The sequence below is a fragment of the Pseudomonas sp. ES1 genome, assembly GCF_050586605.1.
GTDB lineage: Bacteria > Pseudomonadota > Gammaproteobacteria > Pseudomonadales > Pseudomonadaceae > Aquipseudomonas > Aquipseudomonas sichuanensis.
In genome coordinates this window covers 71,131-92,171 of sequence record NZ_JBOBDM010000010.1, presented here as the reverse complement: position 1 = coordinate 92,171, position 21,041 = coordinate 71,131, and the positions used below count along the sequence as shown (strand labels likewise).

Below are 21,041 nucleotides of genomic sequence, written 5' to 3'. Positions count from 1 at the left end.
GACTCCGCCGGGGTGCCCTCAGGCCCGGAGGGCTCTCGCGTTACCGAGTCATCCGCAGTGGCTGCCAGCGCAGCCTCCAGTAGGTAAATGTCACCGATGTAACGGGTAAAATCGTACTGCCCGTCATAGGTACTCCACTTACCGAGCGGGTCATACTTGCCTTTGATAGCGTCATAAGTGCTTCTGCACTTCGCATCCACCGTGAATTGGATGCTGGGCGACACGGCGTTGGCTTTAAAGGTGGGCAATCCGTACAGGAAGGCTGCCTTCTGTGGCCCGGTGTAGCCCCCAGGCAGGTATGCCAGTACCGGACCGCTGGCCGGCGAAAGGCTCTGCCATTGCTCAGGTTTTAGCAGAACAGCCCCATCGTCGATCAACTGCTTGAGCGCAGCGGAGGCCTCAGCCATTTTCCGCTCAAGCTCAGGTACCGACTTGATACCCGCAAGGGCGATGTTTTGTACTTGAGCCGCCTTGATCTGCAACTGGTCGTCCAGTGCGACAACATAGGTGCCGATGATGCCGTCCACCGTGAGCGGCTCATCCGAATGAAAGTGGTTTTCAAAGTCTGCGGCGGTGTAGGCCATTGTCTTGCCCCTGCTCGCTGTCGGATGGCTACATTCGATTCCGACGCGTCCAAGACGGCAACTGACAAAAATGCCAGGTCGCTGTTGGCAATGGATATGCATGGCCTGGAGAGGCCACTGAACGGTGAAAGCGAAGCCCCAGCCACGAAGGGCACACTCAAGGCCGCTTTGAACAGCGTCATGCAGGCACTGCAAGCGAGCATTCGGGCCCGTAGCGCCAGCCTCTATCCGTCAGTAATCGAGCCATTCTGAAACACGGGGCAGCGCGGGCGAACACTGCCCCGTGCCAATGCGACCCATGTGCATCCACCAGGAAAATTCCTACAATTGATAGTCATTCGCCATTAATCCGTTCTCGGGAGCCCCCACCCGAGGGTAGAATGCCCGCAAAACCGGGAGCCGTAATGAACCAGGACCGCCTCACCCCCAGCGAAGACGATGCCATCACCGACGCCGCCGCGCATTGGTGCATGCGCCTGCACGCCGAAGACTGCACGGCGGCGGAACAGGCGGCGTTCAGCCAGTGGCTGGCGGCCGACCTGCGGCACGCGCAGGAGTACCAGGCGATGCTGGAGATCTGGCAGACCGCCGACCTGCTGCCGCGCAGCGCCCAGGTGGTGGCGCTCAAACCCCGGCAGGCCGCGGCCCGTAATTGGCGGCCATTGGCCTCGGCGGCGGCCATTGCCCTGCTCGCCCTGCCCCTGGCCGGCTGGGTGGGCTGGGAACAAGGCTGGCTGCCCAACGGCTACCAGCATGTCGAAACCACCGACCAGCTGCGCCAGGTACGCCTGAGCGACGGCAGCAGCGTCGAACTCAACCTGCACAGCGAGTTGCGCTACCTGAACTACAAGGACGAACGCCGCGTCACCCTGATCAAGGGCGAGGCGTTCTTCAAGGTCGCGCACGACAGCAGCCACCCCTTCATCGTCCGTGCCGGCAACGGCCAGACCCGGGTCACCGGTACCCAGTTCAACGTGTGGAAGTATGAAGACCAGGTCAAGGTGACGCTGGTGGAGGGCTCGGTGCTGGTCAGCAACGATGGCAACGCCGGTGGCTACCGCCTCGGCCCGGGCATGCAGGCCAGCTACCACACCGGTGATTTCGAACCGCAGCTGAGCCAGAGCGACGACTCGGGCAACAGCCTGGCCTGGCGCAGTGGCAAGCTGGTGCTGGACAACCTGAGCCTGGCCCAGGCGCTGCCGGTGATCAACCGCTACCTCGACAAGCCATTGCGCCTGGCCGACGACAGCACCGCCAGGATCCGCATCAGCGGCGTCTACAACACCCGCGAAGTGGCACGCCTGGTCGACACCCTGCCCAAGGTGCTGCCGGTGTACCTCACCCGCAGCAAGGACGGCAGCACCGTCCTCAACCGCATCACCCCGCCGCCAAGCCGCGGCTGAGGGAGGCGTCTAACCCGGCTCCTTGAACATCCGCGATTCCTGTGGGAGCCGGCTTGCCGGCGATGCAGGCACCGCGATACCGGCCACCGGCTACGCCGGTGATCGCCGGCAAGCCGGCTCCCACAGGTACAGCACAAGGCTCACGTTCGACGCGGTGGAAGTGAGAGCAGGCTACGCCGGCGAAAGGGCCGCAGAGCGCCCCCAGATCAAACGCACGTCAAAGCGTCATCGCCGCCAACCAGCCAAACGCCAGCAACGGCAGGTTGTAATGGATGAACGTCGGCACCACGGTGTCCCAGATATGGTGGTGCTGGCCATCCACATTCAGCCCCGAGGTCGGCCCCAAGGTTGAATCCGAGGCTGGCGACCCGGCATCGCCCAGGGCACCGGCGGTACCGACGATGCACACCGTGGCCACCGGGTCGAAGCCCAGTTGCACGCACAGCGGCACGAAGATCGCGGCCAGGATCGGCACGGTGGAGAACGACGAACCGATGCCCATGGTCACCAGCAGCCCGACCAGCAGCATCAGCAACGCGCCGATACCCTTGCTGTGGTCGATCCACTGCGCCGAAGTCTCGACCAGGGTCTTCACTTCACCGGTGGCCTTCATCACATCGGCAAAGCCCGAGGCGGCGATCATGATGAAGCCGATCATCGCCATCATCTTCATGCCCTCGGTGAACAGGTCGTCGGTGTCCTTCCAGCGCACGATGCCCGACAGCGAGAAGATCAAAAAACCCACCATCGCGCCGATGATCATCGAGTCCAGCCACAGCTGGATGATGAAGGCCGCAGCGATGGCCACACCGGCGACCAGCAGGGTCAGCGGGTTGTACTGCACGCTGACCTGCTCGACCTCTTCGATGCGCGCCAGGTCGTAGTCGCGCTTCTTGCGATAGCTGAAGAACACGGCCAGCAGCAGGCCAGCGAGCATGCCGGCCGCCGGGATGGCCATGGCGTGGGTGACATTGACCCCGCTCACGTCCACGCCCGCGCGGGCGACGTTGGCCAGCAGGATCTCGTTGAGGAAGATGTTGCCAAAGCCCACCGGCAGGAACATGTACGGGGTGATCAGGCCGAAGGTGATCACACAGGCGATCAGCCGGCGGTCGATGCGCAGGCGCGTCAGTACATATAAAAGCGGTGGCACCAGCAACGGAATGAAGGCGATGTGGATCGGCAGGATGTTCTGCGACGAAACCGCCACCACCAGCATCAGGCCGATCAGCAGCCATTTGACCTTGCCGCCTTCGGCATGCCCCTGACGGTCGATCATCGCCAGGGCGCGGTCGGCCAGGGCATGGGCCAGGCCCGACTTGGCGATGGCCACGGCGAAGGCGCCAAGCAGCGCATACGACAACGCCACCGTGGCACCGCCACCCAGGCCACCGTTGAAGGCCTTGAGCGTGCCCTCGATACCCAGGCCACCGACCAGGCCACCGGCCAGGGCGCCGATGATCAGCGCGATGACCACATGCACGCGGGACAGGCTCAGGATCAGCATGAGCCCGACCGCGGCAATCACTGCATTCATGGTGTGCAAACCTCTTTACGACAGACAAAAAACGAGCGTTCCGGCGACAGCTGCGCGCAGGCAGTGGCCGGACCAGGGGATGTTGTTATGAAGGGCGCACACTCTGAAGCACAGGCCAGCAGAAGTCAAAAGCGTCTGCGCCGCGTGTCTTTGTAGGACATGGACGAAAGTAGCAGATTTAAATTGAACGTTTGAATAAAGAAAAATCCTGCAGCGCCGATACAGCATGCAGCATCAAACCTATTACAAGGGATTTGCCCCAATGCCTGCGCTGCGACAACTCTCCATCCAATGGAAGATCACCCTGCTGGCCGGCCTGTGCCTGGCCAGTATCGTCACCTTGCTGGTCGGCCTTTCGCTGTACCGCATGGACCACAGTTCCGATCTGGTCAAGGCCAGCAGCATGCACATGCTCAGCGAAGCGGCGCAGTCGCGCATCGAATCGCAAGGTGAAGTGCAGGCCCTGAACATCCGCCGCCAGTTCATGGACGCCTACCAGTACGGCGCTGGCTTTGCCCGCCAGGTGCTGTTCCTGCGCGAACAGGCGGAAAAACGCTTCCTCGACGCCTACGACCTGCGCCAGGACATGACCGCCCAGGTGCGTGCCGCGCTGCAGGCCAACCCCGACCTGCTCGGCCTGTCGCTGGTATTCGAGCCCGGCGCGCTGGACGGCAAGGACAAGCTGTTCGCCGGCCAGGCGGAACTGGGCAGCAACGAGACCGGCCGCTTCGCCCTGTACTGGTCGCAACCGCGCGCCGGCCAGCTGACCTCGATGGCACTGCCCGAGCACGACATGGCCAACACCGAAGTCGGCCCCAGCGGCCAGCCGGCCAACACCTGGTGGGTGTGCCCACGCAGCACCGGCACGGTGTGCGTGGTCGAGCCGTACTTCTACGACATCGACGGCCAGCGCGTGCTGATGACCAGCATCGTGTTCCCGCTCAAGAGCAACGGCAAGGTGATCGCCACCCTGTCCATCGACATCAACCTCAACAGCCTGCAGGCCCTGAGCGAGTCGGCCAGCCGTGGCCTGTACGAAGGCCGCACCACGGTCGGCATCCTCAGCCCGGTCGGCTTGCTGGCCGGCTACAGCGCCGATGCCGGCAAGCTGGCCCAGCGCCTGGACCAGGTCGACACCGCGCAAGGCGCGGAGCTGGTGCGCAAGCTGGCCGAAGGCAAGTTGCAGATCCTGCATGGTGCGCAGCGCCTCAAAGTGCTGGCCGCCTTCGAGCCGATCCCCGGCGGCAAGCCGTGGGGCGTGCTGCTGGACGTACCGGAAAGCGCCCTGACCGGCCCGGCCGAAACACTCAAGCAGGAGCTCGACGCTCTCAATACCAGCGGCACCCTGCTGGAACTGGGCCTGGGCCTGGCCGCCGCCATCGCCGGCCTGCTGCTGGTGTGGCTGATGGCCCGCACCGTGACCAAGCCGATCCTCGGCGTGGCCGCCATGCTCAAGGACATCGCCAGCGGCGAAGGCGACCTGACCCGCCGCCTGCAATACGACAAGCGCGACGAGCTGGGCGAACTGGCCGGCTGGTTCAACCGCTTCCTCGACAAGCTGCAGCCGACCATCGCCGAAGTGAAGCGTTCGGTGCAGGCCGCCCGTGGCACCGCTGACCAGTCCGCGGCCATCGCCACGCAAACCAGCGCCGGCATGGAGCAGCAGTACCGCCAGGTGGACCAGGTGGCCACCGCCTCCCACGAGATGAGCGCCACTGCCCAGGACGTCGCCCGCAGCGCGGCCCAGGCCGCACAGGCCGCCCGCGACGCCGATCAGGCCACCCGCGAAGGCCTGGCGGTGATCGACCGCACCACCACCAGCATCGACACCCTGGCCGCCGACATGAGCAGCGCCATGGCCGAGGTCGAAGGCCTGGCGCAGAACAGCGAGAAGATCGGCTCGGTACTGGAAGTGATCCGCTCGATCGCCGAGCAGACCAACCTGCTGGCGCTCAACGCCGCCATCGAAGCGGCCCGTGCCGGTGAAGCCGGGCGCGGGTTTGCGGTGGTCGCCGATGAAGTGCGCAACCTCGCCCGCCGTACCCAGGAGTCGGTGGAAGAGACCCGCCAGGTGATCGAGGCGCTACAGGCCGGTACCCGCGATGTGGTCGGCGCCATGAACAGCAGCCACCGCCAGGCCCAGGGCGGTGTCGAGCAGGTCGGCCAGGCGGCCACCGCGTTGCAGCGCATCGGCCAGGCGGTGACGGTGATCACCGACATGAACCTGCAGATCGCCAGTGCTGCCGAAGAGCAGAGCGCGGTGGCCGAAGAGATCAACAGCAACGTCGCCACCATCCGCGACGTCACCGAGTCGCTGTCGGGCCAGGCCAACGAATCGGCGCGGGTCAGCCAGTCGCTGAACAGCCTGGCCAACCAGCAGCAGGGGTTGATGGATCAATTCCGGGTGTGAACCCAAGGTTTGCGGGCGCACCCTCGTGCGCCCGCAGGCCGGTCCAATGCTACAACTCATCTTTCTCGGTTTGGCCACTGGCCAGAATGGTATCGAGCAACGCCATGGCACCCTCGACGTTCGGCCTGGCCCCCATCGGCAAGTTCGTCTCGCCAGGCAGCGTGGCGTCTCGATACCCGGACTTCATCACCAGCAAGTGCATCTGGTCGCCGTTGAGGTAGACATGGTGCCGCTCGATGGCATAGGCCTGGATCAGGCTTAGCGCACCCGCGACCATCGGCGTCGCCGCCGACGTGCCGTTGTAGAAGTTGGTGTAGTCACGGTCTGTTCCGGGCTTGTCCTGCAGGTCCTTGTCGTGGATCACACCCAAGGTCACGACACCATCACCCCAGCCGTTGAGCATCCGGTACGGGTACTGGAAGTTCGACCACTCGCTGGGCTCGCCAGACCATGACTGGCAAGCGCCAACCACGATGGCGCCAGCATCGCCATGGTTGTCGAAGTGACGCCAAGCCGTAAGGTCGACACCACGCCCCTTGACTGCTCCCACAGCCGCATTGTCTGCCCTGTGGCCGTTGCCAGCGGCGCAAACCACCACCGCGCCTCGCGCGTTGAGTTCTTGAACAACTTGCCACCACAACTCAGCGTGAAGGGTCGGCAGGCGAGTACCTTGCATGCCTGCGGCCTCGACCTCCCGGTTGAACGCCACGACATCACCCGGCAGCACCAGGCGCAGCAGTGCCTTGAGCGTCTGCGAGTTGGCACTTCGGTTGTGGTAAACGTACAGCTGCGCGCCATGGGCGATACCGGTTGTACCAAAGCCATTGGCTTTCGCGACTAAAAGCCCCGCTGCGGCGGTGCCATGCACCGGATCGTCATTGGGCCCGGCCTCGACCACATGAATCTGCGCGAAACCAGGCAGGTCCTCGTGATCCTTATCCAGGCCACCATCGGTCAGGTGGGCACGCACCGCCTTGCCTATGACCTTCCGCTCCCAGGCCTTGCGAATGTTGAGGCCTTTCGTTGTTGCACCGGGCTCGTCCAGATAGCTTTGCAGCGCTTCGAAGTCTGGCGTCGGACGGGCATTTTCATTAGCTCTGTTACCCAGCACCACAGCGCCCCCGGTAAACAGGGTCGCCAGCAAACCGGCGCCAGCCAGTGCCCAGCCTGGCGACTCTGCGCCCTTCGGCACAAGCTGCACGCTGAGCACATAATCCAGCGAGGCAAGGGTCCTGCCCAAGGCGACAAAGGTATCGTTGAGCATGCTGTCGGGTTGCTCGATACGGTAATACGGCGCCAGTACGGCCAATGCCTGGTCGTCTCGCTCATCGGCTTCAAGCACAGGCTGCCAGTTGATTACCTCCCCCAGCTTGGGCCACAGATTCGCCAAACGAGAACCCGACGAGGGCTCCATATCCGCCGCGAATCGTTCTGCGCCACCTTCGGCAAATGCCAGCAGCAGCGGGCCCAGTGCAGGGCCGGAGTTGATTTCAGGGTGCCCTTGCAGGGCTTCATCTTCCAGAACCGGCAAGTTATGCGCTTTGTTCTCGATGCTGCGTTCGCTGCGACTCAGCGGAACATTATCGAGCAAGCGCCGCGTCACTTCCCCGGCCTTGATATCGAACATCAATGCAGCGAACGCCTGGCTCCGTTCCCCTGTGCTGTCGATCCAGGTCACCGTTGGCGTTATCGAGAACGTACCGGCTGAAGCCGCCACACTGAACGTGGCGGGGCAACCATAGTCCTCCAACTGACCGCTGCTGGCCTGGCCTGTGACCGTCCTGTCCTCGAGCCGCCGGGGCCGCCCGTCAATGACCGTTCGCAATACGTAGCGGATGCTCTTGACCTTGCCAAGATCGGCGCCCACGCAACGCACGAACAAAAAGCCATCGAATTGAAAGTTGCGGTAATGCACGAAACTTAAATCATCCATCCTTAGAACCTTGTTTTCCAGTTGAGCGAATAGCATGTTCGAGCATGCCGAATGATCGATTCTGGCGAGACGACGGCATGAGTTGCAGCCTGCAAACCTTCCCAATGAAGCTCAACGTTATGGGTGCTCCCGACCCGGACAGGTCAACGAGCCAGCCCAGGTCAGCCAATCGTTGAACGGCCTTGCAAAGGAGCATCAGGGCTTCATGGATCAGTACTGACAGGTCAGCAGCCTGAAGGCTGTGCACGGCTCACAGCTCGTCCCTAGGCGAATGGAAGCGGCCACCACCAAGCAGGCGGTCGAGCAGCACCAGCGCGCCATGTACGTCCGGCCGTATTCCCATGGGAAGCACATCACTGTCCGGTAGTGTCGCGTCCTGATAACCCGAGGCCGAGACCAGCAGGTGCATCTGGTCGCCATCCAGGTAGATGTGATGCTGCTCGATGGCATACGACTGGATCAGCGCCAGGGCACCCGCCACCAAAGGCGTCGCGCTGGACGTACCAGCGTAGGTGTCGGTGTAGTCCCGGTCATGGCCGGACTTGTCCTGGAGCTTGCCATAGCCCAGGGTGACCACGCTGTCACCCCAGGCATTGAGCATGCGGTGGCGATAATTGAAATTGGAGTACTGGTGCGGCTTGCCATCCCAGGACTGGCAGGCGCCGACCAGAATGCAGCCGGCATCGCCGTGGTCGTCGAAGTGACGCCAGTGCGCCAGATCGACGCCGTAGCCCCTCACCGTGCCCTTGTCGTTCAAGGTAGCCGAACTGCCGTTGGCGGCGGCATTGACCACCACGGCGCCACGCCGGCTCAGTGCCTGCATCACGTCCCACCATGGCCGGTCATGCAACGACGGCAGCATGGTAGTCAGCACCTGCGGGCTGGCAGTCTGCCGGTTGATCCCGACGATATCGCCTGGCTGCACCTGGCGTAACAGCTGCTTGAGCGTCAGCGAATTGCCGGCGGCATCGTCGGCGCGGTTGTCATGCAGGTACAGTTCACTGTCATGGGCGATTCCGGTCACCCCAAAGCCGTTGCGCGTGGCCAGCATGACCCCTGCCGAGGCCGTACCGTGCTCGGGGTCGTCATTGGGCGTCGAGCCGACAAGCTTCAGGTCGGTGTTGCCACGCAAGTCCTCGTGGTTGGGAAACAACCCGCCGTCGGAAAAATGGATACGCGCGCCCTTCCCCGTCACCTGGCCGGCCCAGGCCTTGCGCACGTTAAGGCCCTGCCATCGCGGCCCGGGCTCGTCAAGGTAGGCCTGGCGTGCTTCGAAATCTGGCGTTGGCTGGGCATCTTCATGCGCCTGATTGCCCAGCACCACCGCGCCACCGGTCACCAACGTCGCCAGCAACGCCGCCGCGCCCAGTAGTACATACGGCACGTCAGGCGCAGGCGGCGCCCACTGCAGCGACTCGACACAATCCAGCGCGGCGAACGTCTTGAGCAGGGCGAGATAGGTATCGCCGCTCATGCTGGCAGGCTGCTCCATCCAGCAATAGGGACGCAGGGCAGCCAGCCGTTCATCACCCAGCTCCCCGGGCTCAAGCATTGGACGCAGGACAATGACTGCCGCCAGGTTCGGCCATTGGCGCGACAGGGCGCTGTGCGCACCTGGGCGCATGTCTTGCAACAGTTGCTCCAGCCCGGCGTCGCGGAACTTGATCAGCAGGGATGGATAACGCTCGCCGGGGCCAACCTCGGGCAACGGCGACAAGGTCTGCCCATGGGGGTCATCCAGCTGCGCCCCATCGGCTTGCTGGGCAATGGCGCGTCTGCCGCGCCGGAGTGTGTTATCCAGTGGAATCTTGTCGAGGATGCGCCTGCCCAGCTCGTCCTCGTGGATATCGATGAACAATGCGGGCTGATCGAGCACACCGTCCGGCCCCACAGGGTGGCCCATCGCTCGGGCCGCCTGCTCCAGCAAGATGACCCTCGGGGTGATCCGGTAGCGGCCTGCTCGGGCCGACGTCAGCAGGCTGGCCGGGCAGCCGTGATCGGCCAACGAGCCGGTACGGGCATACGACCGCGCCGAAACGCCCGTCAGCGACGTCGCGCCCTCGGCCGTCACACGGTGCAGTTCGTAACGAACGCGAGCGACCTTGTGCAGATCCTCGCCCTCACAGCGGACATGAATCTTGCCGTCGAAACGGAAGTTGCGGTAGTAGACGAAATTCAAAGCCAGGTTCATCGGTTGATCCTTCAACGGGAGGGGGTGCAAGCCAGGCACCATTGTTCACCGGCAACAGTCCCAGCCGCAGCCTGCCGGCTTTCCCTGGCACCCTGCAGGGCTCGTCTACACTTGCCCGCACCCGAGTCAGACACCCAGAGGCCTCGATGAACAAGCTCCCTGCCCTGATGGCCGGTCTGCTCCTGGCCTTCGGCCTGGCCACCGCCAACGCTTCGACCGAACAACCGGCCCCGATCCACTTCGGCGACATCACCTGGGAAAGCGGCGCACTCACCACCGAGATCCTGCGCTTGATCGTCGAGCGTGGTTACGGCTACCCCACCGACACCCTGCCCGGCACCTCGGTGAGCATGGAAGTGGCGCTGGCACGCAACGACCTGCAGGTGATTGCCGAGGAATGGGCCGGGCGCAGCCCCGCCTGGGTCAAGGCCGAGCAGGCAGGCCAGGTATTCGCCCTGGGCGATACGGTGAAGAACGCTGAGGAAGGCTGGTGGGTGCCGGCCTACGTGATCAAAGGCGACCCCTCACGTGGCCTGAAGCCGTTGGCCCCGGACCTTAAAAATGTTGCCGACCTCAAGCGCTACCCGCAGGTGTTCCGCGACCCTGAGGTGCCAGAAAAAGGCCGTTTCCTCAACAGCCCCAGCGGCTGGACCTCCGAGACCGTCAACAGCCAGAAGCTCAAGGCCTATGGCCTGGACACCCTGTACAACAACTTCCGCAGCGGCACCGGCGCAGCCCTCGACGCCGAGATCGCCTCGGCGATCCGCCGCGGCCAGCCGGTGCTGTTCTACTACTGGAGCCCGACCCCGCTGATGGGGCGTTATGAACTCGTGCGCCTGGAAGAACCGGCGTTCGATGCGGCTGCCTGGGCCACCCTCACCGATGCCAACAACCCCACCCCGCAAGGCAGCCGCTCGCTGCCGGCCAAGTTGTCGATCGGCGTATCCAAGGCCTTCCATGACCAGTACCCGGACCTGGTGGCCGTGTTCGACAAAGTCGACCTGCCCATCGACACCCTGAACAAAACGCTCGCCCACATGAGCGAAACCCGCCAGAAACCACGTGAGGCGGCCCTCACCTTCCTGCGCGAACACCCCGAGGTATGGAGGGCATGGCTGCCCGCCGACAAGGCCGCCAAGGTCGAGGCCGGCCTGTGAGCGGCGGCTTCCCCGAAGCCCTGCAACTCTCCTTCGCGCCCTCGATAAACCGCCTGGTCGATTGGCTGGTGCTGCACTACGGCGACCAGTTACGCGGCGTCTCCGAGCAGCTGCTGCAACTGCTGGTCGGCCTTGAAAGCCTGCTGCGCCTGCTGCCCTGGTGGCTGCTGTTGCTGCTGGTCGGGCTGCTGGCCTGGCACGCCAGCCGCAGCCTGCTGCGCGCCGTGGCCCTCACCGGGCTGCTGGCGCTGATCGGCGTGCTGGGGCTGTGGGACAAGCTGCTGCAGACCCTCGCCCTGGTGCTGGTGAGCACCGGCCTGTGCGTGCTGATCGGCGTGCCGCTGGGCATCCTGCTGGCTACCCGCCCGCTGGCCCGGCGCCTGCTGCTGCCGGTGCTCGACGTCATGCAGACCCTGCCCGCCTTCGTCTACCTGATCCCGGTATTGATGCTGTTCGGCCTGGGCAAGGTGCCGGCGGTGTTCGCCACCCTGATCTACGCCCTGCCGCCGCTGGTGCGCCTGACCCAGCTGGGCCTGGCACAGATCGACCCGTCATTGCTGCAGGCCGCTCACGGTCTGGGCGCTGGCCGCTGGCAGCGCTTGCGGCGCATCGCCCTGCCACTGGCGCTGCCGAGCATCATGGCCGGGCTCAACCAATCGGTGATGATGGCGCTGTCGATGGTGGTGGTAGCCTCGATGATCGGCGCCCGCGGGCTGGGCGAGGACGTGCTGGCCGGCATTCAGACGCTGAACGTCGGCCAGGGCGTCGAGGCGGGGCTGGCGATCGTCGCCCTGGCGATGGTGATCGACCGGATCAGCCAGGCGTATGGGCGCACTGGGCGCTGAGGCCGCTATTGCAGTATCGTGCCCTCTGCTTATTGCCCTGCACCCCGGAGTTCCCGCGTGTCCCTCAAAGCCCTGCGCACCCTGGTGACCATCGCCCGCCACGGCACCTTCGCCCGCGCCGCCGACTTGCTCAGCCTCACGCCCTCGGCGGTGAGCCTGCACATCAAGACCCTGGAAGACGAACTGCAGGTCACCCTGTTCGACCGCAGCCGCCGGCAAGTCGTGCTGACCGAGGCCGGGCAACTGGCCGTGGCCCGCGCCGAGAGCATCCTCGGCGCCTATGACGAACTGGCCGACACCCTCGCCAGCGGCCCCAGCCTGCGTGGCCGCCTGCGCATCGGCGCGATCCACACCGTACTGGCGCGGCGCCTGCCGCGGGCCTTGGTGTGGATCAAGGCGCACCATCCGCAACTGCATATCAGCGTGGTCTCGGGCATGTCGGCGGAGCTGGCCCGGCGCGTCGAGGACGGCGAACTGGATGCGGCGATCACTACCGAGCCGGTCAGCCCTTACCCACAGAGCCTGCAATTCACCCCGCTGTTCGAGGATCGCTTCTGGGCCATCGCCAGCCCGGAGCTTGCCGGGCAAAGCGTGCCGGCGCTGCTCGCCAGCCAGCCGTTCCTGCGCTTCGACAAGCGCGCCTGGGCCGGCCGGCAGATCGAACAGGAGCTGCGCCGCCAGCGCCTGCAGGTCAGCGAACAGATGGAACTGGACAGCCAGGAGGCCCTGGCACGCATGGCGGCCATGGGCCTGGGTGTGGCGATCATCCCCATGAGCGATGACGACCTCGAACGCCTCCCGCCGGCCAGCGTGCAGCCGTTTGGCGAGCCGCAGCTGACCCGGCGCGTGGTGTTGCTGGAACATGAGAAGAGCCAGCGGCGGCATTTGAGTGCGGTGTTGAAGACCGCCCTGGAGGTTTGAGCGGGGCGGATTGCACAGTACCTGTGGGAGCGGGTTTACCCGCGAAGATGACACCTCGGTGCCTGGCACGGGCTCTGCCCGTGTTCGCGGGTGAACCCGCTCCCACAGGGATCGCGCAGCTGTTTGAATGGCAAGCAAGACAGTTGCTCCCACACCGCGCTGCCTTGATGCAGTTTTTCTCAACAGTCACTGCAGAAAACAGCGTTTTTTCTGTTCACTCCCCTCCGCTACCCTGTGCCGGTACCCGACCACGGACTGCCGACCATGCTCCACCTGCTGCTGACCACCCTCGTCCCGATCATCCTGCTCATCGCCCTGGGCACCTGGCTGCGGGTGCGCGGTTTTCTCGCCGAAACCTTCTGGCCCGGCGCCGAGCGCCTGAGCTACTACGTGCTGCTGCCGTCGCTGTTCCTGCACGGCCTTGGCACCGCCAACCTCGACGGCGTGCCAATACTGGGCATGGTCGGCGTACTGATGCTCTCGACCCTGCTCGGCGCCCTGCTGCTGGTGCTGTACCAGGGTGCAGCCAGCCATGACGGCGCCGACTTCACCTCGGTATTCCAGGGCGGCGTGCGCTTCAACAACTACATCGGCGCCACACTGGCCGCCGGGATCTACGGCAGTGCCGGGATCGCCCTGGCGGCGGTGGCCAACGCCGCCATCGTGCCGCTGGTCAACCTGCTCTGCGTGCTGGTGTTTGCCCGCTTCAGCGCCCGCCACAGCTCGCCGGCCACGGTGCTCAAGGCAATCTTCGCCAACCCCTTGATCATCGGCTGCGCCGGTGGCCTGCTGCTGCGGGTGAGTGGCCTGGGTTTGCCGGCGGGGCTGGAGCCGACGGTCAAGGCGCTCGGCCAGGCCGCCCTGCCGCTGGGCCTTTTGTGCGTCGGCGCGGCCCTGGGCGGCGCACGCCTGGGCCAGCAGGTGAAGCCTTTGCTGGCGGCCTCGCTGTTCAAGTTCCTGGTCATGCCGCTGACCACCTGGGGCCTGTGCCGGCTGCTCGGCCTCGGCGGCCAGGCGGCGGTGGTGGCCGTGCTGTTCCAGGCCCTGCCGACCGCCTCGTCGTCCTATGTGATGGCCCGGCAGATGGGCGGCAACGCACCGCTGATGGCCACCATCATCGCCCTGCAGACCATGGCCGCCGCCCTTACCCTGCCGCTGGTGCTGAGCCTGACGCTGAGTTGAATCCGCCCGGCTAGACTGTGATCAGCCCCACTACTCGGAACCTCGACCATGCGCCTTTCGTGGATGCTGTTCGGCTTGTCGCTAACCCTGCTTGCAGGCCCGCTCACCGCCGCCGACAGCCAGAAGGCCGCCGTCGCCGAAGACAAGGCGCAAGTGCTGGAGGAAAAGGTGGTGGAGGACGCGCCGCCACCGAAAAAAGCCGAAACCATCACCCCCACCGAAGTGCAGGCGGTCGACCCGGCCGGCCAGGCACCTATGGACGACAGCATCACTTGCCTGGCCCGCACCATCTACTGGGAAGCCAAGGGTGCCGACAGCGAGGACATGAGCGCGGTGGCCAGCGTGGTGCTCAACCGCCTGGGCCATGACGGTTTCCCCAACACCATCTGCGGCGTGGTCAAGCAAGGGGTGGAGAGCAAGAGCTGCCAGTTTTCCTGGTGGTGCGACGGGCGCCCCGACCAGGTGGAAGAAGAGGAACGCTACGCGGTGGCTAAGGAGATCGCGCGCAAGGCCCTGAACCAGCAGCTCAAGGACCCTACGGACGGTGCGCTGTACTTCCATGACCGTACCGTCCACCCCGACTGGGCCAAGACTTACCGGCAGACGGCACAAACCACCCATTTCCTGTTCTACAAGCCGAACCAGGCGCTGGCGCGTTGAGGGTACGGCGCTGGGTGCAGCATGGATCGCACTTTTGCGCCGGCAGGCGGTCTACCCACCCCTACACCGCACCACATCGAATGACCAAGGGTTCACAGCCCTGCACATCGCTGGGCCAAAAGCCCTGCGCTTGTGTAGGATGGGCAGCGCACAAGCAGACGCTGCCAGTACAGGGAGATCCACATGCGCGTCCCATCCGTTGCCTGCTTCTTCGGCCTGTCGCTGGGCCTGCTCGCCTCGACCGGCGCCCAGGCCATCAGCGGCGAAGAAGCGCAACTGATCGATACGATCAACGTCTACCGCAGCCAGTCCCAGCACTGTGGCGGCGGGGCCTCGCTGGAGTTGCCGCCGCTCAACAGCGACACCCGCCTGGCGCTGTCGCCCGAAGGCACCCGTGACTTGCAGCAGGCCATGAGCCGCGCCGCCTACCCCATGGTCAACGTGCAGGCCATCAGCCTGTCCGGGCCGCGCGATGCGAAAGCGGCGATGAAAGCCATCGAGGAAAGCTTCTGCCAGGTGGTGCTCGACCCCCAGTTCATCGACATCGGCGTCAGCCAGGAGGGCCGCGACTGGCGCATCGTGCTCGCCCGGCCGCTGCTCAGCGGGCGCCTGGGCGACTGGCAGGCCGAGGGGCAGAAGCTGCTGCAGGAAATCAACGCTGCCCGCGGCGTACCGCGCCAGTGCGGTGGCCAGCCCTTCCCCGCCGCCAAGCCGCTGAGCTGGAACAGCGTGCTGGCCGGCGTCGCCGCCACCCACTCGCGCAACATGGCCAACCAGAATTTCTTCGATCACATCGACCGCGACGGTCGCACCCCGGATGACCGCGCCGACCTGGCCGACTACAACTACCAGCAGCTTGGCGAAAACATCGCCGCCGGCAGCGATACCGCGCGCAAGGTGGTCGATGGCTGGCTGGCCAGCCCCGGGCATTGCGCCACCCTGATGAACCCGGACTACCGCGACCTCGGCGCCGCCTACGCGACAGACCCGAAAAGCGACGCAGGGATCTACTGGACCGGGATGTTCGGTACGCCTCGCTAGGCCAATGACAGGTGGCGGCGCCTGTCAGGGCAGAAGAAACGCCACCACCTGCTCCGCCGCCGCTGCCGGATCTTCCTGCATGAAGCAATGCCCACCCGCCACCTGCTGCGCACTCACCTGGCTGTTCAGCCTGGCCAGGCGCTGTACCGAGTGGGGCACGAACGGATAAGTGTGTTCACCGTAGAGGATGCGCGTGGGTATGGAGATGGCCAGCAGTTGCTGCCACATGCGCGCAGGGAACGAACTGAAGATTTCCACCTCGCGGCTGGGCCGGCACTTGAGCACCACGGCTTCGCCGCAATCGCCGATGGCATGTTCCACATAGGCGTGCAGCGCGGTTTCGCTCCAGCCCTTGAAGATACCGCGCCCCTGCAGCGCGGCCAGCGCGGCCTGGCGATCCGGCCAGTGGCTGCGACGGGTCGCGGCCTTGCGCGCCAGGGCGTGGCGCCGGTGCAGGCCAACCAGCGCGGCAGCGCCCATCACCCCGAGCATGCGCCGGCTGAACAGCACCGGGTCGAGCAGCACCGCGCGCTGGAACAGCTGCGGTTGGCCGGCCAGGATCAGGCCGGTGAGCACCCCGCCGAAACTGTGACCGACCGCAAAGCGAGGCACCTCGCCGTACTCGCCACGCCCCGCCTCGAAAGCCTCCACCGCCAGCGCCGCCGTGCGGTTCCAGCCAACGAAGTTGCCGCCGTGATCACTGTCGCCATGGCCCTGCACATCGCTCAGCCACAGGTCGAAGTGCTCCGCCAGGCGCAGCAGCATGGGCTGGTAGGCCAGGCAGCAAAAACCGTTGCCGTGCAGGAAATGCAGCAATGGCCGGCCACTGGGCGGCATGCGCCAGCCACGCAGGGTGAAGCCTTCGGCGCATTCATGGGACCAGGGAATCAACTCCATCTGTTTACTGCACTCGTCGGTTCTAGGAAAACGACGATTCTACAAACAACAGCGGATACAGCGAAATCACCAGCAGCACGGCCATCAGGACATTGAACAGCACCACCGCACGCGGATTGCGCAACAGGTTGCGCAAGGCGCTGCCGAACATCACCCAGACCCCGACACTGGGCAAGTTGACCAGGCCGAACACGGCGGCGATGACGATCACATTGAACACATAGCCTTGGGCCGGGGTGTAGGTGGTGATCGCCCCCACCGCCATCACCCAGGCCTTGGGGTTGACCCACTGGAAGGCTGCTGCGCCCCAGAACCCCAGCGGCTTGCGGCTGCCGGCAGTGTCACCGGACATCGGCCCGGAGGTGGCGATCTTCCAGGCCAGGTACAGCAAATAGGCGGCGCCGGCATAACGCAGGATGCTGTACAGCGGCGGCCAGGCCTTGAACACCTCGCCCAGCCCCAGGCCCACCGCCAGCACCATCACCATGAAGCCGATGCTGATGCCCAGCGCATGGGGGATGCTGCGGCGCACCCCGAAGTTGACCCCCGAGGCCAGCAACATGGTGTTATTGGGGCCGGGGGTGATGGAGGATACGAAGGCGAACAGCACGAAGGCGCTGAGCAGATCGAGCGAGGCAAGCATGGCGGCAGTCTTCCGGGTTTCTCGTTATGTGTTGCCACACAGTAACGGAGCCGCTTGGCGACCGACCGGTACAGTTAAGCAAAATTGCATGAATACACTCTACTGGACTGGTCATATCGCTTCTGTGCCCTCGGGCCAGTACGATGGCGCCAGCCCCTACACAAGGAAGCCCGACCATGAGCTTGACCATTCGCCCTGCCGTACGCAGTGACGCCACGCAAATCCTTGCCTTCATCACCGAGCTGGCCGACTACGAGCGCGCCCGCCACGAAGTGGTGGCCAGCATCGCCGATATCGAGCACAGCCTGTTCGACCCAGGCAGCACCGTGCGCAGCCTGATCTGCGAGCGCGACGGCCGGGCCATCGGCTTTGCCGTGTACTTCTACAGCTACTCCACCTGGCTGGGGCGCAACGGCATCTACCTCGAAGACCTGTACGTCACCCCGCAGCAGCGCGGTGATGGCGCCGGGCGCACGCTGCTGCGCCACATTGCCCGGGAAGCACTGGCGAACAACTGCGGGCGTCTTGAATGGAGCGTGCTGGACTGGAACGAGCCGGCGATCGGCTTTTACCAGTCGCTGGGCGCCGAACCGCAGGATGAGTGGATTCGCTATCGCCTGGACGGCGAGCGCCTTCGCCAGTTCGCCGAGGGTTGACGGCTGACGGCTGACGCGCAGCCTGTAGGAGCGGCGTTGCCGGGGCGCCGGACCGGCAAGGCCGCTCCTACAGGGCGATCAACAACGGCAAAATTTCCCTCGAATCGGTTTGAACATCGCCCCCTTTCTGCCCTCCAACGTTTGATGCCTTGCCATCTTTCGCCAGGAGCCCTGCCATGCTCACTCGCTCCCCCGCAGCGCCATGAAGATGCCCTGCCGCGCCCCCAATGCTTGCCTGCAACTGGATTACGTCCGCGACACCCTGTTCGGCCCGGTGGCGTCGAGCGTCGAATGCCAGGCACAACTCGCTGCCCTCACCCTGCAAGGCCGCCCCGCACTGCGCCTGCATATCTGCCCGCCGCTGCCGGACAAGGTCGAGCGCGCCCACAGCGTGGCGTTCGTCTGGGATGGCCGCAGCTACCACGGCGTGATCCGCGAGCAGGGCAAATGTGGTGACGGCGGCTTGAACCTGCTGCTCGAACTGCAATAAGGCGATCAACGGCGGCGAACTCAGCTGAACCCGCCGCGATACCGACGCCTCCATTGAAAGAGGATGCGCGCTACTGCGCCGCCCCTGGAGGAGAACGCCATGAACAGCCCGCTACTCAAGCTCTTCACCGACCCAGCCGACGCCTGGATCGACATCCGCCGCGCCGAGGAAGACCGTCCCCAGCAATACCTGCCGCGCCTGCTGCTGCTCGCGTTGATCCCCGCCCTGTGCCTGTTGGTCGGTACCACCACCTACGGTTGGAGCCTGGCAGGCGAGGACCGCGTGCGCCTGAGCCTGGCCAGCGCCGCGCAACTGGCCGGGCTGCTGTACGCCACCACCGTGGGCGGGGTGATGCTGATGGGGGTGATGATCCGCTGGATGTCGCGCGGTTTCGATGTGCAGCCCAACCTCAACCAGTGCATCGGCTTCGCCGCCTACTGCGCTACCCCCTGGTTCGTCGCCGGGGTGGTCGGCCTGCTGCCGATGCGCTGGCTGGCGTTACTGGCGCTGCTGGCAGCCAGCGCTTACGCCAGCGTGCTGCTGTATGGCGGTTTGCAGACATTTTTGCGCCTGCGCAAAGAGCAGGCCATGCTGTTCGCGACCTGTGTATGGGGGGTGGGCCTGTTGCTGCTGGTGACCATCCTGGTGGCGATGATCCTGTTCTGGTCCAACGGCCTGATGCCGGAATACGTGCGCCCGGCCAGTCTCGGCTGACCGGGCACCTCGCGCTCAGGCAATGGCCTTGAGCGGCTGCGCCTGCGCGTGGTGGTGCTGTTTGAGCTGCGCCACCAGCGCCACCAGGTCACGGCAACTGTTGAGGCTGGCCACCGACACTTCGGTGGTGAAGCACTCTCCCAGGTTGTCGCCCTGGCTCAGGCGGATGGTGAGGTGTTCGCCGTCCGGGCAGCTCACCTCGCAGTGATCGGGCAGGCAGCCCTGTTCGATCATTTGCCGCATCTCAAGCATCGAAACGCCTATCAACGACATGGTACGACCCTCTCTATGCTGGATGGCCTGTTGTGTGGTTACGCCGTAAACCGGCGCAGTGCCAATTGATATTGCCCATGCCCTGGGGTTGGTCCATTCGCCCGGGCAATGGTGACGCGCAAGATCCTCTAGCACCTTAGTGGAAGAACACGACCCTGCAGCCAGGGTTCGATCAATGACGGCAACTTGGCGACAGATGGCAAGCACATGACCGTTCGTCCCCGATCACCCGCATCGGGTAAAACTTTTTCGTCCGGGCGCGGCTCCCACAATCAGGCATGGACCCGCTTGACCAAAGGAACCCCGATGATCGACGCCAAACTCTACGTGATCGACTATGCACTGCATGGCCAGCACAAGACGTTCATCATCCGCGCCGAGCGGATGGACAACGCCGAGGCCTGGCACTGGGCCAGTTGCGATGCCGGTGTGGGCCGTATCGGTCGCTATGACCGCGAAAAGATCCGCAAAGTCAGCCGGCCCATGGCCGAGCGCTACGGCATCAGCGAAGTCAGCTGGCGCCAATCGGGCCAGTGACCGCCAACGATGCCCACAGGTGCTGCGCCGCATAAGCGCGCCATGGCCGCCAGGCCAAGGCCCGCTCGGCCAGCAGCACCTGCGGCCCCTCCAGCAGGCGCAGGGCCTTGACCAGCGCCACATCGCCCAACGGCAAGGCATCCCTGGCCCCCACCTGGCGCAGGGCCAAGTACTGGGCACTCCACGGGCCGATGCCCTTCAAGTTGCATAAACGTACGAGCACCGCGTCCAGGGTTTGCCCAGGGTGCAGCAAGTTCGGCTGTTCAAGCAGCGCCCTGGCCAGGGTGCCGAGGGTTGCCGCCCGCGCCCGTGGCATACCCAGCCCTTCGAGTTCAGCCGCTGCCACTGCCGTGGCCGATGGGAACACATGGCTCAGCGCCGCCGCCTCCACCTGCAGCAATGCCCCATGCCGCGCCACCAGGCGCCCGGCCAGGGTCACCGCCCCGGCCACGCTGATCTGCTGGCCGAGCACCGTGCGCATGGCCTGTTCGAAAGCATCCCAGCCCTGGGGTACACGCAAACCGGGGCGCGCAGCGAGCAGCCGCGCCATGAGCACGTCGCCGGCCAACCCGGTGGCTATCTGTGCCGGGCGCGCATCCAGGTCGTATACCCGGCGCAGGCGTGCAATCAGCCCCGGCAACAGCGCCGGCGCCACTTCATGCAGGCGCACCTGCAGCCAGGGGCCTGCTACCGGGCTCGCTTCCAGCACGCCGTGCCGGCCGGCATGGACAAAGCTGCGCCGGTACACGCCTTCGGCAAAGGTTTCGATACCGGGGATGCAGCGCGCAGCCAGGAACGCCTGGGTCGAGGGCCAGTGATAGGGCGGCTGGTAGCGCAGCCAGAGCAGGTGCACGCCGCCCGGGCGCAGGGCGCGGCGGACGGCGTGGAGGGAGGAAAGGCGGGTCATGGGAGGTCGATAAGTCCTGACAGGCAGCCTTTGGGGCTGTTGCGCGGCCCAATCGCTGGC

The 21,041-nt window shown here is 65.1% G+C and carries 19 protein-coding genes and 1 pseudogene; 13 read left to right on the top strand and 7 right to left on the bottom strand.

Going from position 1 to position 21,041, the window contains the following annotated elements; all coding sequences use genetic code 11:
- Positions 1 to 988 precede the first annotated feature (988 nt).
- On the top strand, positions 989 to 1,987 hold the full coding sequence (locus tag ACQ4N9_RS06440) for a FecR family protein (RefSeq protein ID WP_390971126.1): 999 nt from the start codon (positions 989 to 991) through the stop codon (positions 1,985 to 1,987).
- A 217-nt stretch (positions 1,988 to 2,204) separates the two neighbouring features.
- Here ACQ4N9_RS06440 and ACQ4N9_RS06435 read toward each other — a convergent pair whose 3' ends face one another.
- Positions 2,205 to 3,524 carry a Na+/H+ antiporter family protein gene (locus ACQ4N9_RS06435; RefSeq protein WP_390971124.1) on the bottom strand — a complete coding sequence of 440 codons (1,320 nt, stop codon included), beginning with the start codon at positions 3,522 to 3,524 and terminating at the stop codon, positions 2,205 to 2,207.
- 226 nt (positions 3,525 to 3,750) lie between these two features.
- On the opposite strand from ACQ4N9_RS06435, the pseudogene ACQ4N9_RS06430 reads away from it, so the two are divergent.
- Together ACQ4N9_RS06430 and ACQ4N9_RS06425 are read left to right on the top strand one after the other, a co-directional pair.
- Positions 3,751 to 5,076, top strand: a pseudogene (locus ACQ4N9_RS06430) (HAMP domain-containing protein); the annotation flags it as partial.
- A 102-nt stretch (positions 5,077 to 5,178) separates the two neighbouring features.
- Positions 5,179 to 5,934 carry a methyl-accepting chemotaxis protein gene (locus ACQ4N9_RS06425; RefSeq protein WP_371923751.1) on the top strand — a complete coding sequence of 252 codons (756 nt, stop codon included), beginning with the start codon at positions 5,179 to 5,181 and terminating at the stop codon, positions 5,932 to 5,934.
- Positions 5,935 to 5,983: 49 nt separating this feature from the next.
- Here ACQ4N9_RS06425 and ACQ4N9_RS06420 read toward each other — a convergent pair whose 3' ends face one another.
- Together ACQ4N9_RS06420 and ACQ4N9_RS06415 are read right to left on the bottom strand one after the other, a co-directional pair.
- Positions 5,984 to 7,867, bottom strand: a complete 1,884-nt coding sequence (locus ACQ4N9_RS06420; protein ID WP_390971122.1) for a S8 family serine peptidase — start codon at positions 7,865 to 7,867, stop codon at positions 5,984 to 5,986.
- A gap of 250 nt (positions 7,868 to 8,117) precedes the next feature.
- Entirely contained in the window at positions 8,118 to 10,058 is a 1,941-nt protein-coding gene (locus ACQ4N9_RS06415) for a S8 family serine peptidase (RefSeq protein WP_390971120.1), read from the bottom strand.
- A 146-nt stretch (positions 10,059 to 10,204) separates the two neighbouring features.
- On the opposite strand from ACQ4N9_RS06415, the gene ACQ4N9_RS06410 reads away from it, so the two are divergent.
- The 6 genes from ACQ4N9_RS06410 (at position 10,205) to ACQ4N9_RS06385 (ending at position 15,864) form a co-directional block, all read left to right on the top strand.
- Positions 10,205 to 11,215 (top strand): ABC transporter substrate-binding protein, encoded by a 1,011-nt coding sequence (locus tag ACQ4N9_RS06410; RefSeq protein ID WP_390971118.1) that lies wholly within the window; start codon positions 10,205 to 10,207, stop codon positions 11,213 to 11,215.
- On the top strand, positions 11,212 to 12,060 hold the full coding sequence (locus ACQ4N9_RS06405; protein WP_390971116.1) for an ABC transporter permease: 849 nt from the start codon (positions 11,212 to 11,214) through the stop codon (positions 12,058 to 12,060). Before ACQ4N9_RS06410 ends, ACQ4N9_RS06405 begins: the two co-directional genes overlap by 4 nt.
- A gap of 57 nt (positions 12,061 to 12,117) precedes the next feature.
- Positions 12,118 to 12,981, top strand: coding sequence for a LysR family transcriptional regulator (locus ACQ4N9_RS06400; protein WP_110996238.1), 864 nt, complete (start codon positions 12,118 to 12,120; stop codon positions 12,979 to 12,981).
- Between the two features lie 264 nt (positions 12,982 to 13,245).
- On the top strand, positions 13,246 to 14,163 hold the full coding sequence (locus tag ACQ4N9_RS06395) for an AEC family transporter (protein WP_390971114.1): 918 nt from the start codon (positions 13,246 to 13,248) through the stop codon (positions 14,161 to 14,163).
- 48 nt (positions 14,164 to 14,211) lie between these two features.
- Positions 14,212 to 14,823, top strand: coding sequence for a cell wall hydrolase (locus tag ACQ4N9_RS06390; protein WP_125858402.1), 612 nt, complete (start codon positions 14,212 to 14,214; stop codon positions 14,821 to 14,823).
- 183 nt (positions 14,824 to 15,006) lie between these two features.
- Positions 15,007 to 15,864 carry a CAP domain-containing protein gene (locus ACQ4N9_RS06385; RefSeq protein ID WP_390971111.1) on the top strand — a complete coding sequence of 286 codons (858 nt, stop codon included), beginning with the start codon at positions 15,007 to 15,009 and terminating at the stop codon, positions 15,862 to 15,864.
- A 24-nt stretch (positions 15,865 to 15,888) separates the two neighbouring features.
- On the opposite strand, the gene ACQ4N9_RS06380 is transcribed toward ACQ4N9_RS06385, so the two are convergent.
- Together ACQ4N9_RS06380 and ACQ4N9_RS06375 are read right to left on the bottom strand one after the other, a co-directional pair.
- On the bottom strand, positions 15,889 to 16,761 hold the full coding sequence (locus tag ACQ4N9_RS06380) for an alpha/beta fold hydrolase (protein ID WP_390971109.1): 873 nt from the start codon (positions 16,759 to 16,761) through the stop codon (positions 15,889 to 15,891).
- A 22-nt stretch (positions 16,762 to 16,783) separates the two neighbouring features.
- Complete coding sequence (locus tag ACQ4N9_RS06375; RefSeq protein ID WP_110996246.1) at positions 16,784 to 17,404, bottom strand: LysE family translocator; 621 nt, start codon at positions 17,402 to 17,404, stop codon at positions 16,784 to 16,786.
- Between the two features lie 176 nt (positions 17,405 to 17,580).
- On the opposite strand from ACQ4N9_RS06375, the gene ACQ4N9_RS06370 reads away from it, so the two are divergent.
- The 3 genes from ACQ4N9_RS06370 (at position 17,581) to ACQ4N9_RS06360 (ending at position 19,264) form a co-directional block, all read left to right on the top strand.
- Positions 17,581 to 18,060: a GNAT family N-acetyltransferase gene (locus ACQ4N9_RS06370; RefSeq protein ID WP_390971107.1), complete on the top strand. Its 480-nt coding sequence runs from the start codon at positions 17,581 to 17,583 to the stop codon at positions 18,058 to 18,060.
- A gap of 202 nt (positions 18,061 to 18,262) precedes the next feature.
- On the top strand, positions 18,263 to 18,550 hold the full coding sequence (locus ACQ4N9_RS06365; RefSeq protein ID WP_390971105.1) for a hypothetical protein: 288 nt from the start codon (positions 18,263 to 18,265) through the stop codon (positions 18,548 to 18,550).
- 99 nt (positions 18,551 to 18,649) lie between these two features.
- Positions 18,650 to 19,264, top strand: coding sequence for a Yip1 family protein (locus ACQ4N9_RS06360; protein WP_390971103.1), 615 nt, complete (start codon positions 18,650 to 18,652; stop codon positions 19,262 to 19,264).
- Between the two features lie 15 nt (positions 19,265 to 19,279).
- Here ACQ4N9_RS06360 and ACQ4N9_RS06355 read toward each other — a convergent pair whose 3' ends face one another.
- Complete coding sequence (locus ACQ4N9_RS06355) at positions 19,280 to 19,537, bottom strand: DUF1652 domain-containing protein (RefSeq protein WP_125858397.1); 258 nt, start codon at positions 19,535 to 19,537, stop codon at positions 19,280 to 19,282.
- A 306-nt stretch (positions 19,538 to 19,843) separates the two neighbouring features.
- Here ACQ4N9_RS06355 and ACQ4N9_RS06350 point away from each other — a divergent pair, with 306 nt between their 5' ends.
- Positions 19,844 to 20,074 (top strand): DUF6555 family protein, encoded by a 231-nt coding sequence (locus tag ACQ4N9_RS06350; RefSeq protein WP_110995934.1) that lies wholly within the window; start codon positions 19,844 to 19,846, stop codon positions 20,072 to 20,074.
- On the opposite strand, the gene ACQ4N9_RS06345 is transcribed toward ACQ4N9_RS06350, so the two are convergent.
- On the bottom strand, positions 20,049 to 20,981 hold the full coding sequence (locus tag ACQ4N9_RS06345; RefSeq protein ID WP_390971101.1) for a DNA-3-methyladenine glycosylase family protein: 933 nt from the start codon (positions 20,979 to 20,981) through the stop codon (positions 20,049 to 20,051). The genes ACQ4N9_RS06350 and ACQ4N9_RS06345 overlap by 26 nt on opposite strands.
- Between the last annotated feature and the right edge of the window lie 60 nt (positions 20,982 to 21,041).

Coding starts and splice junctions, on each gene's coding strand:
- ACQ4N9_RS06440 (WP_390971126.1), top strand. CDS start 989: ATGAACCAGGACCGCCTCACCCCCAGCGAAGACGATGCCATCACCGAC.
- ACQ4N9_RS06435 (WP_390971124.1), bottom strand. CDS start 3,524: ATGAATGCAGTGATTGCCGCGGTCGGGCTCATGCTGATCCTGAGCCTG.
- ACQ4N9_RS06425 (WP_371923751.1), top strand. CDS start 5,179: ATGGAGCAGCAGTACCGCCAGGTGGACCAGGTGGCCACCGCCTCCCAC.
- ACQ4N9_RS06420 (WP_390971122.1), bottom strand. CDS start 7,867: ATGGATGATTTAAGTTTCGTGCATTACCGCAACTTTCAATTCGATGGC.
- ACQ4N9_RS06415 (WP_390971120.1), bottom strand. CDS start 10,058: ATGAACCTGGCTTTGAATTTCGTCTACTACCGCAACTTCCGTTTCGAC.
- ACQ4N9_RS06410 (WP_390971118.1), top strand. CDS start 10,205: ATGAACAAGCTCCCTGCCCTGATGGCCGGTCTGCTCCTGGCCTTCGGC.
- ACQ4N9_RS06395 (WP_390971114.1), top strand. CDS start 13,246: ATGCTCCACCTGCTGCTGACCACCCTCGTCCCGATCATCCTGCTCATC.
- ACQ4N9_RS06390 (WP_125858402.1), top strand. CDS start 14,212: ATGCGCCTTTCGTGGATGCTGTTCGGCTTGTCGCTAACCCTGCTTGCA.
- ACQ4N9_RS06385 (WP_390971111.1), top strand. CDS start 15,007: ATGCGCGTCCCATCCGTTGCCTGCTTCTTCGGCCTGTCGCTGGGCCTG.
- ACQ4N9_RS06380 (WP_390971109.1), bottom strand. CDS start 16,761: ATGGAGTTGATTCCCTGGTCCCATGAATGCGCCGAAGGCTTCACCCTG.
- ACQ4N9_RS06375 (WP_110996246.1), bottom strand. CDS start 17,404: ATGCTTGCCTCGCTCGATCTGCTCAGCGCCTTCGTGCTGTTCGCCTTC.
- ACQ4N9_RS06370 (WP_390971107.1), top strand. CDS start 17,581: ATGAGCTTGACCATTCGCCCTGCCGTACGCAGTGACGCCACGCAAATC.
- ACQ4N9_RS06365 (WP_390971105.1), top strand. CDS start 18,263: ATGAAGATGCCCTGCCGCGCCCCCAATGCTTGCCTGCAACTGGATTAC.
- ACQ4N9_RS06360 (WP_390971103.1), top strand. CDS start 18,650: ATGAACAGCCCGCTACTCAAGCTCTTCACCGACCCAGCCGACGCCTGG.
- ACQ4N9_RS06355 (WP_125858397.1), bottom strand. CDS start 19,537: ATGTCGTTGATAGGCGTTTCGATGCTTGAGATGCGGCAAATGATCGAA.
- ACQ4N9_RS06350 (WP_110995934.1), top strand. CDS start 19,844: ATGATCGACGCCAAACTCTACGTGATCGACTATGCACTGCATGGCCAG.
- ACQ4N9_RS06345 (WP_390971101.1), bottom strand. CDS start 20,981: ATGACCCGCCTTTCCTCCCTCCACGCCGTCCGCCGCGCCCTGCGCCCG.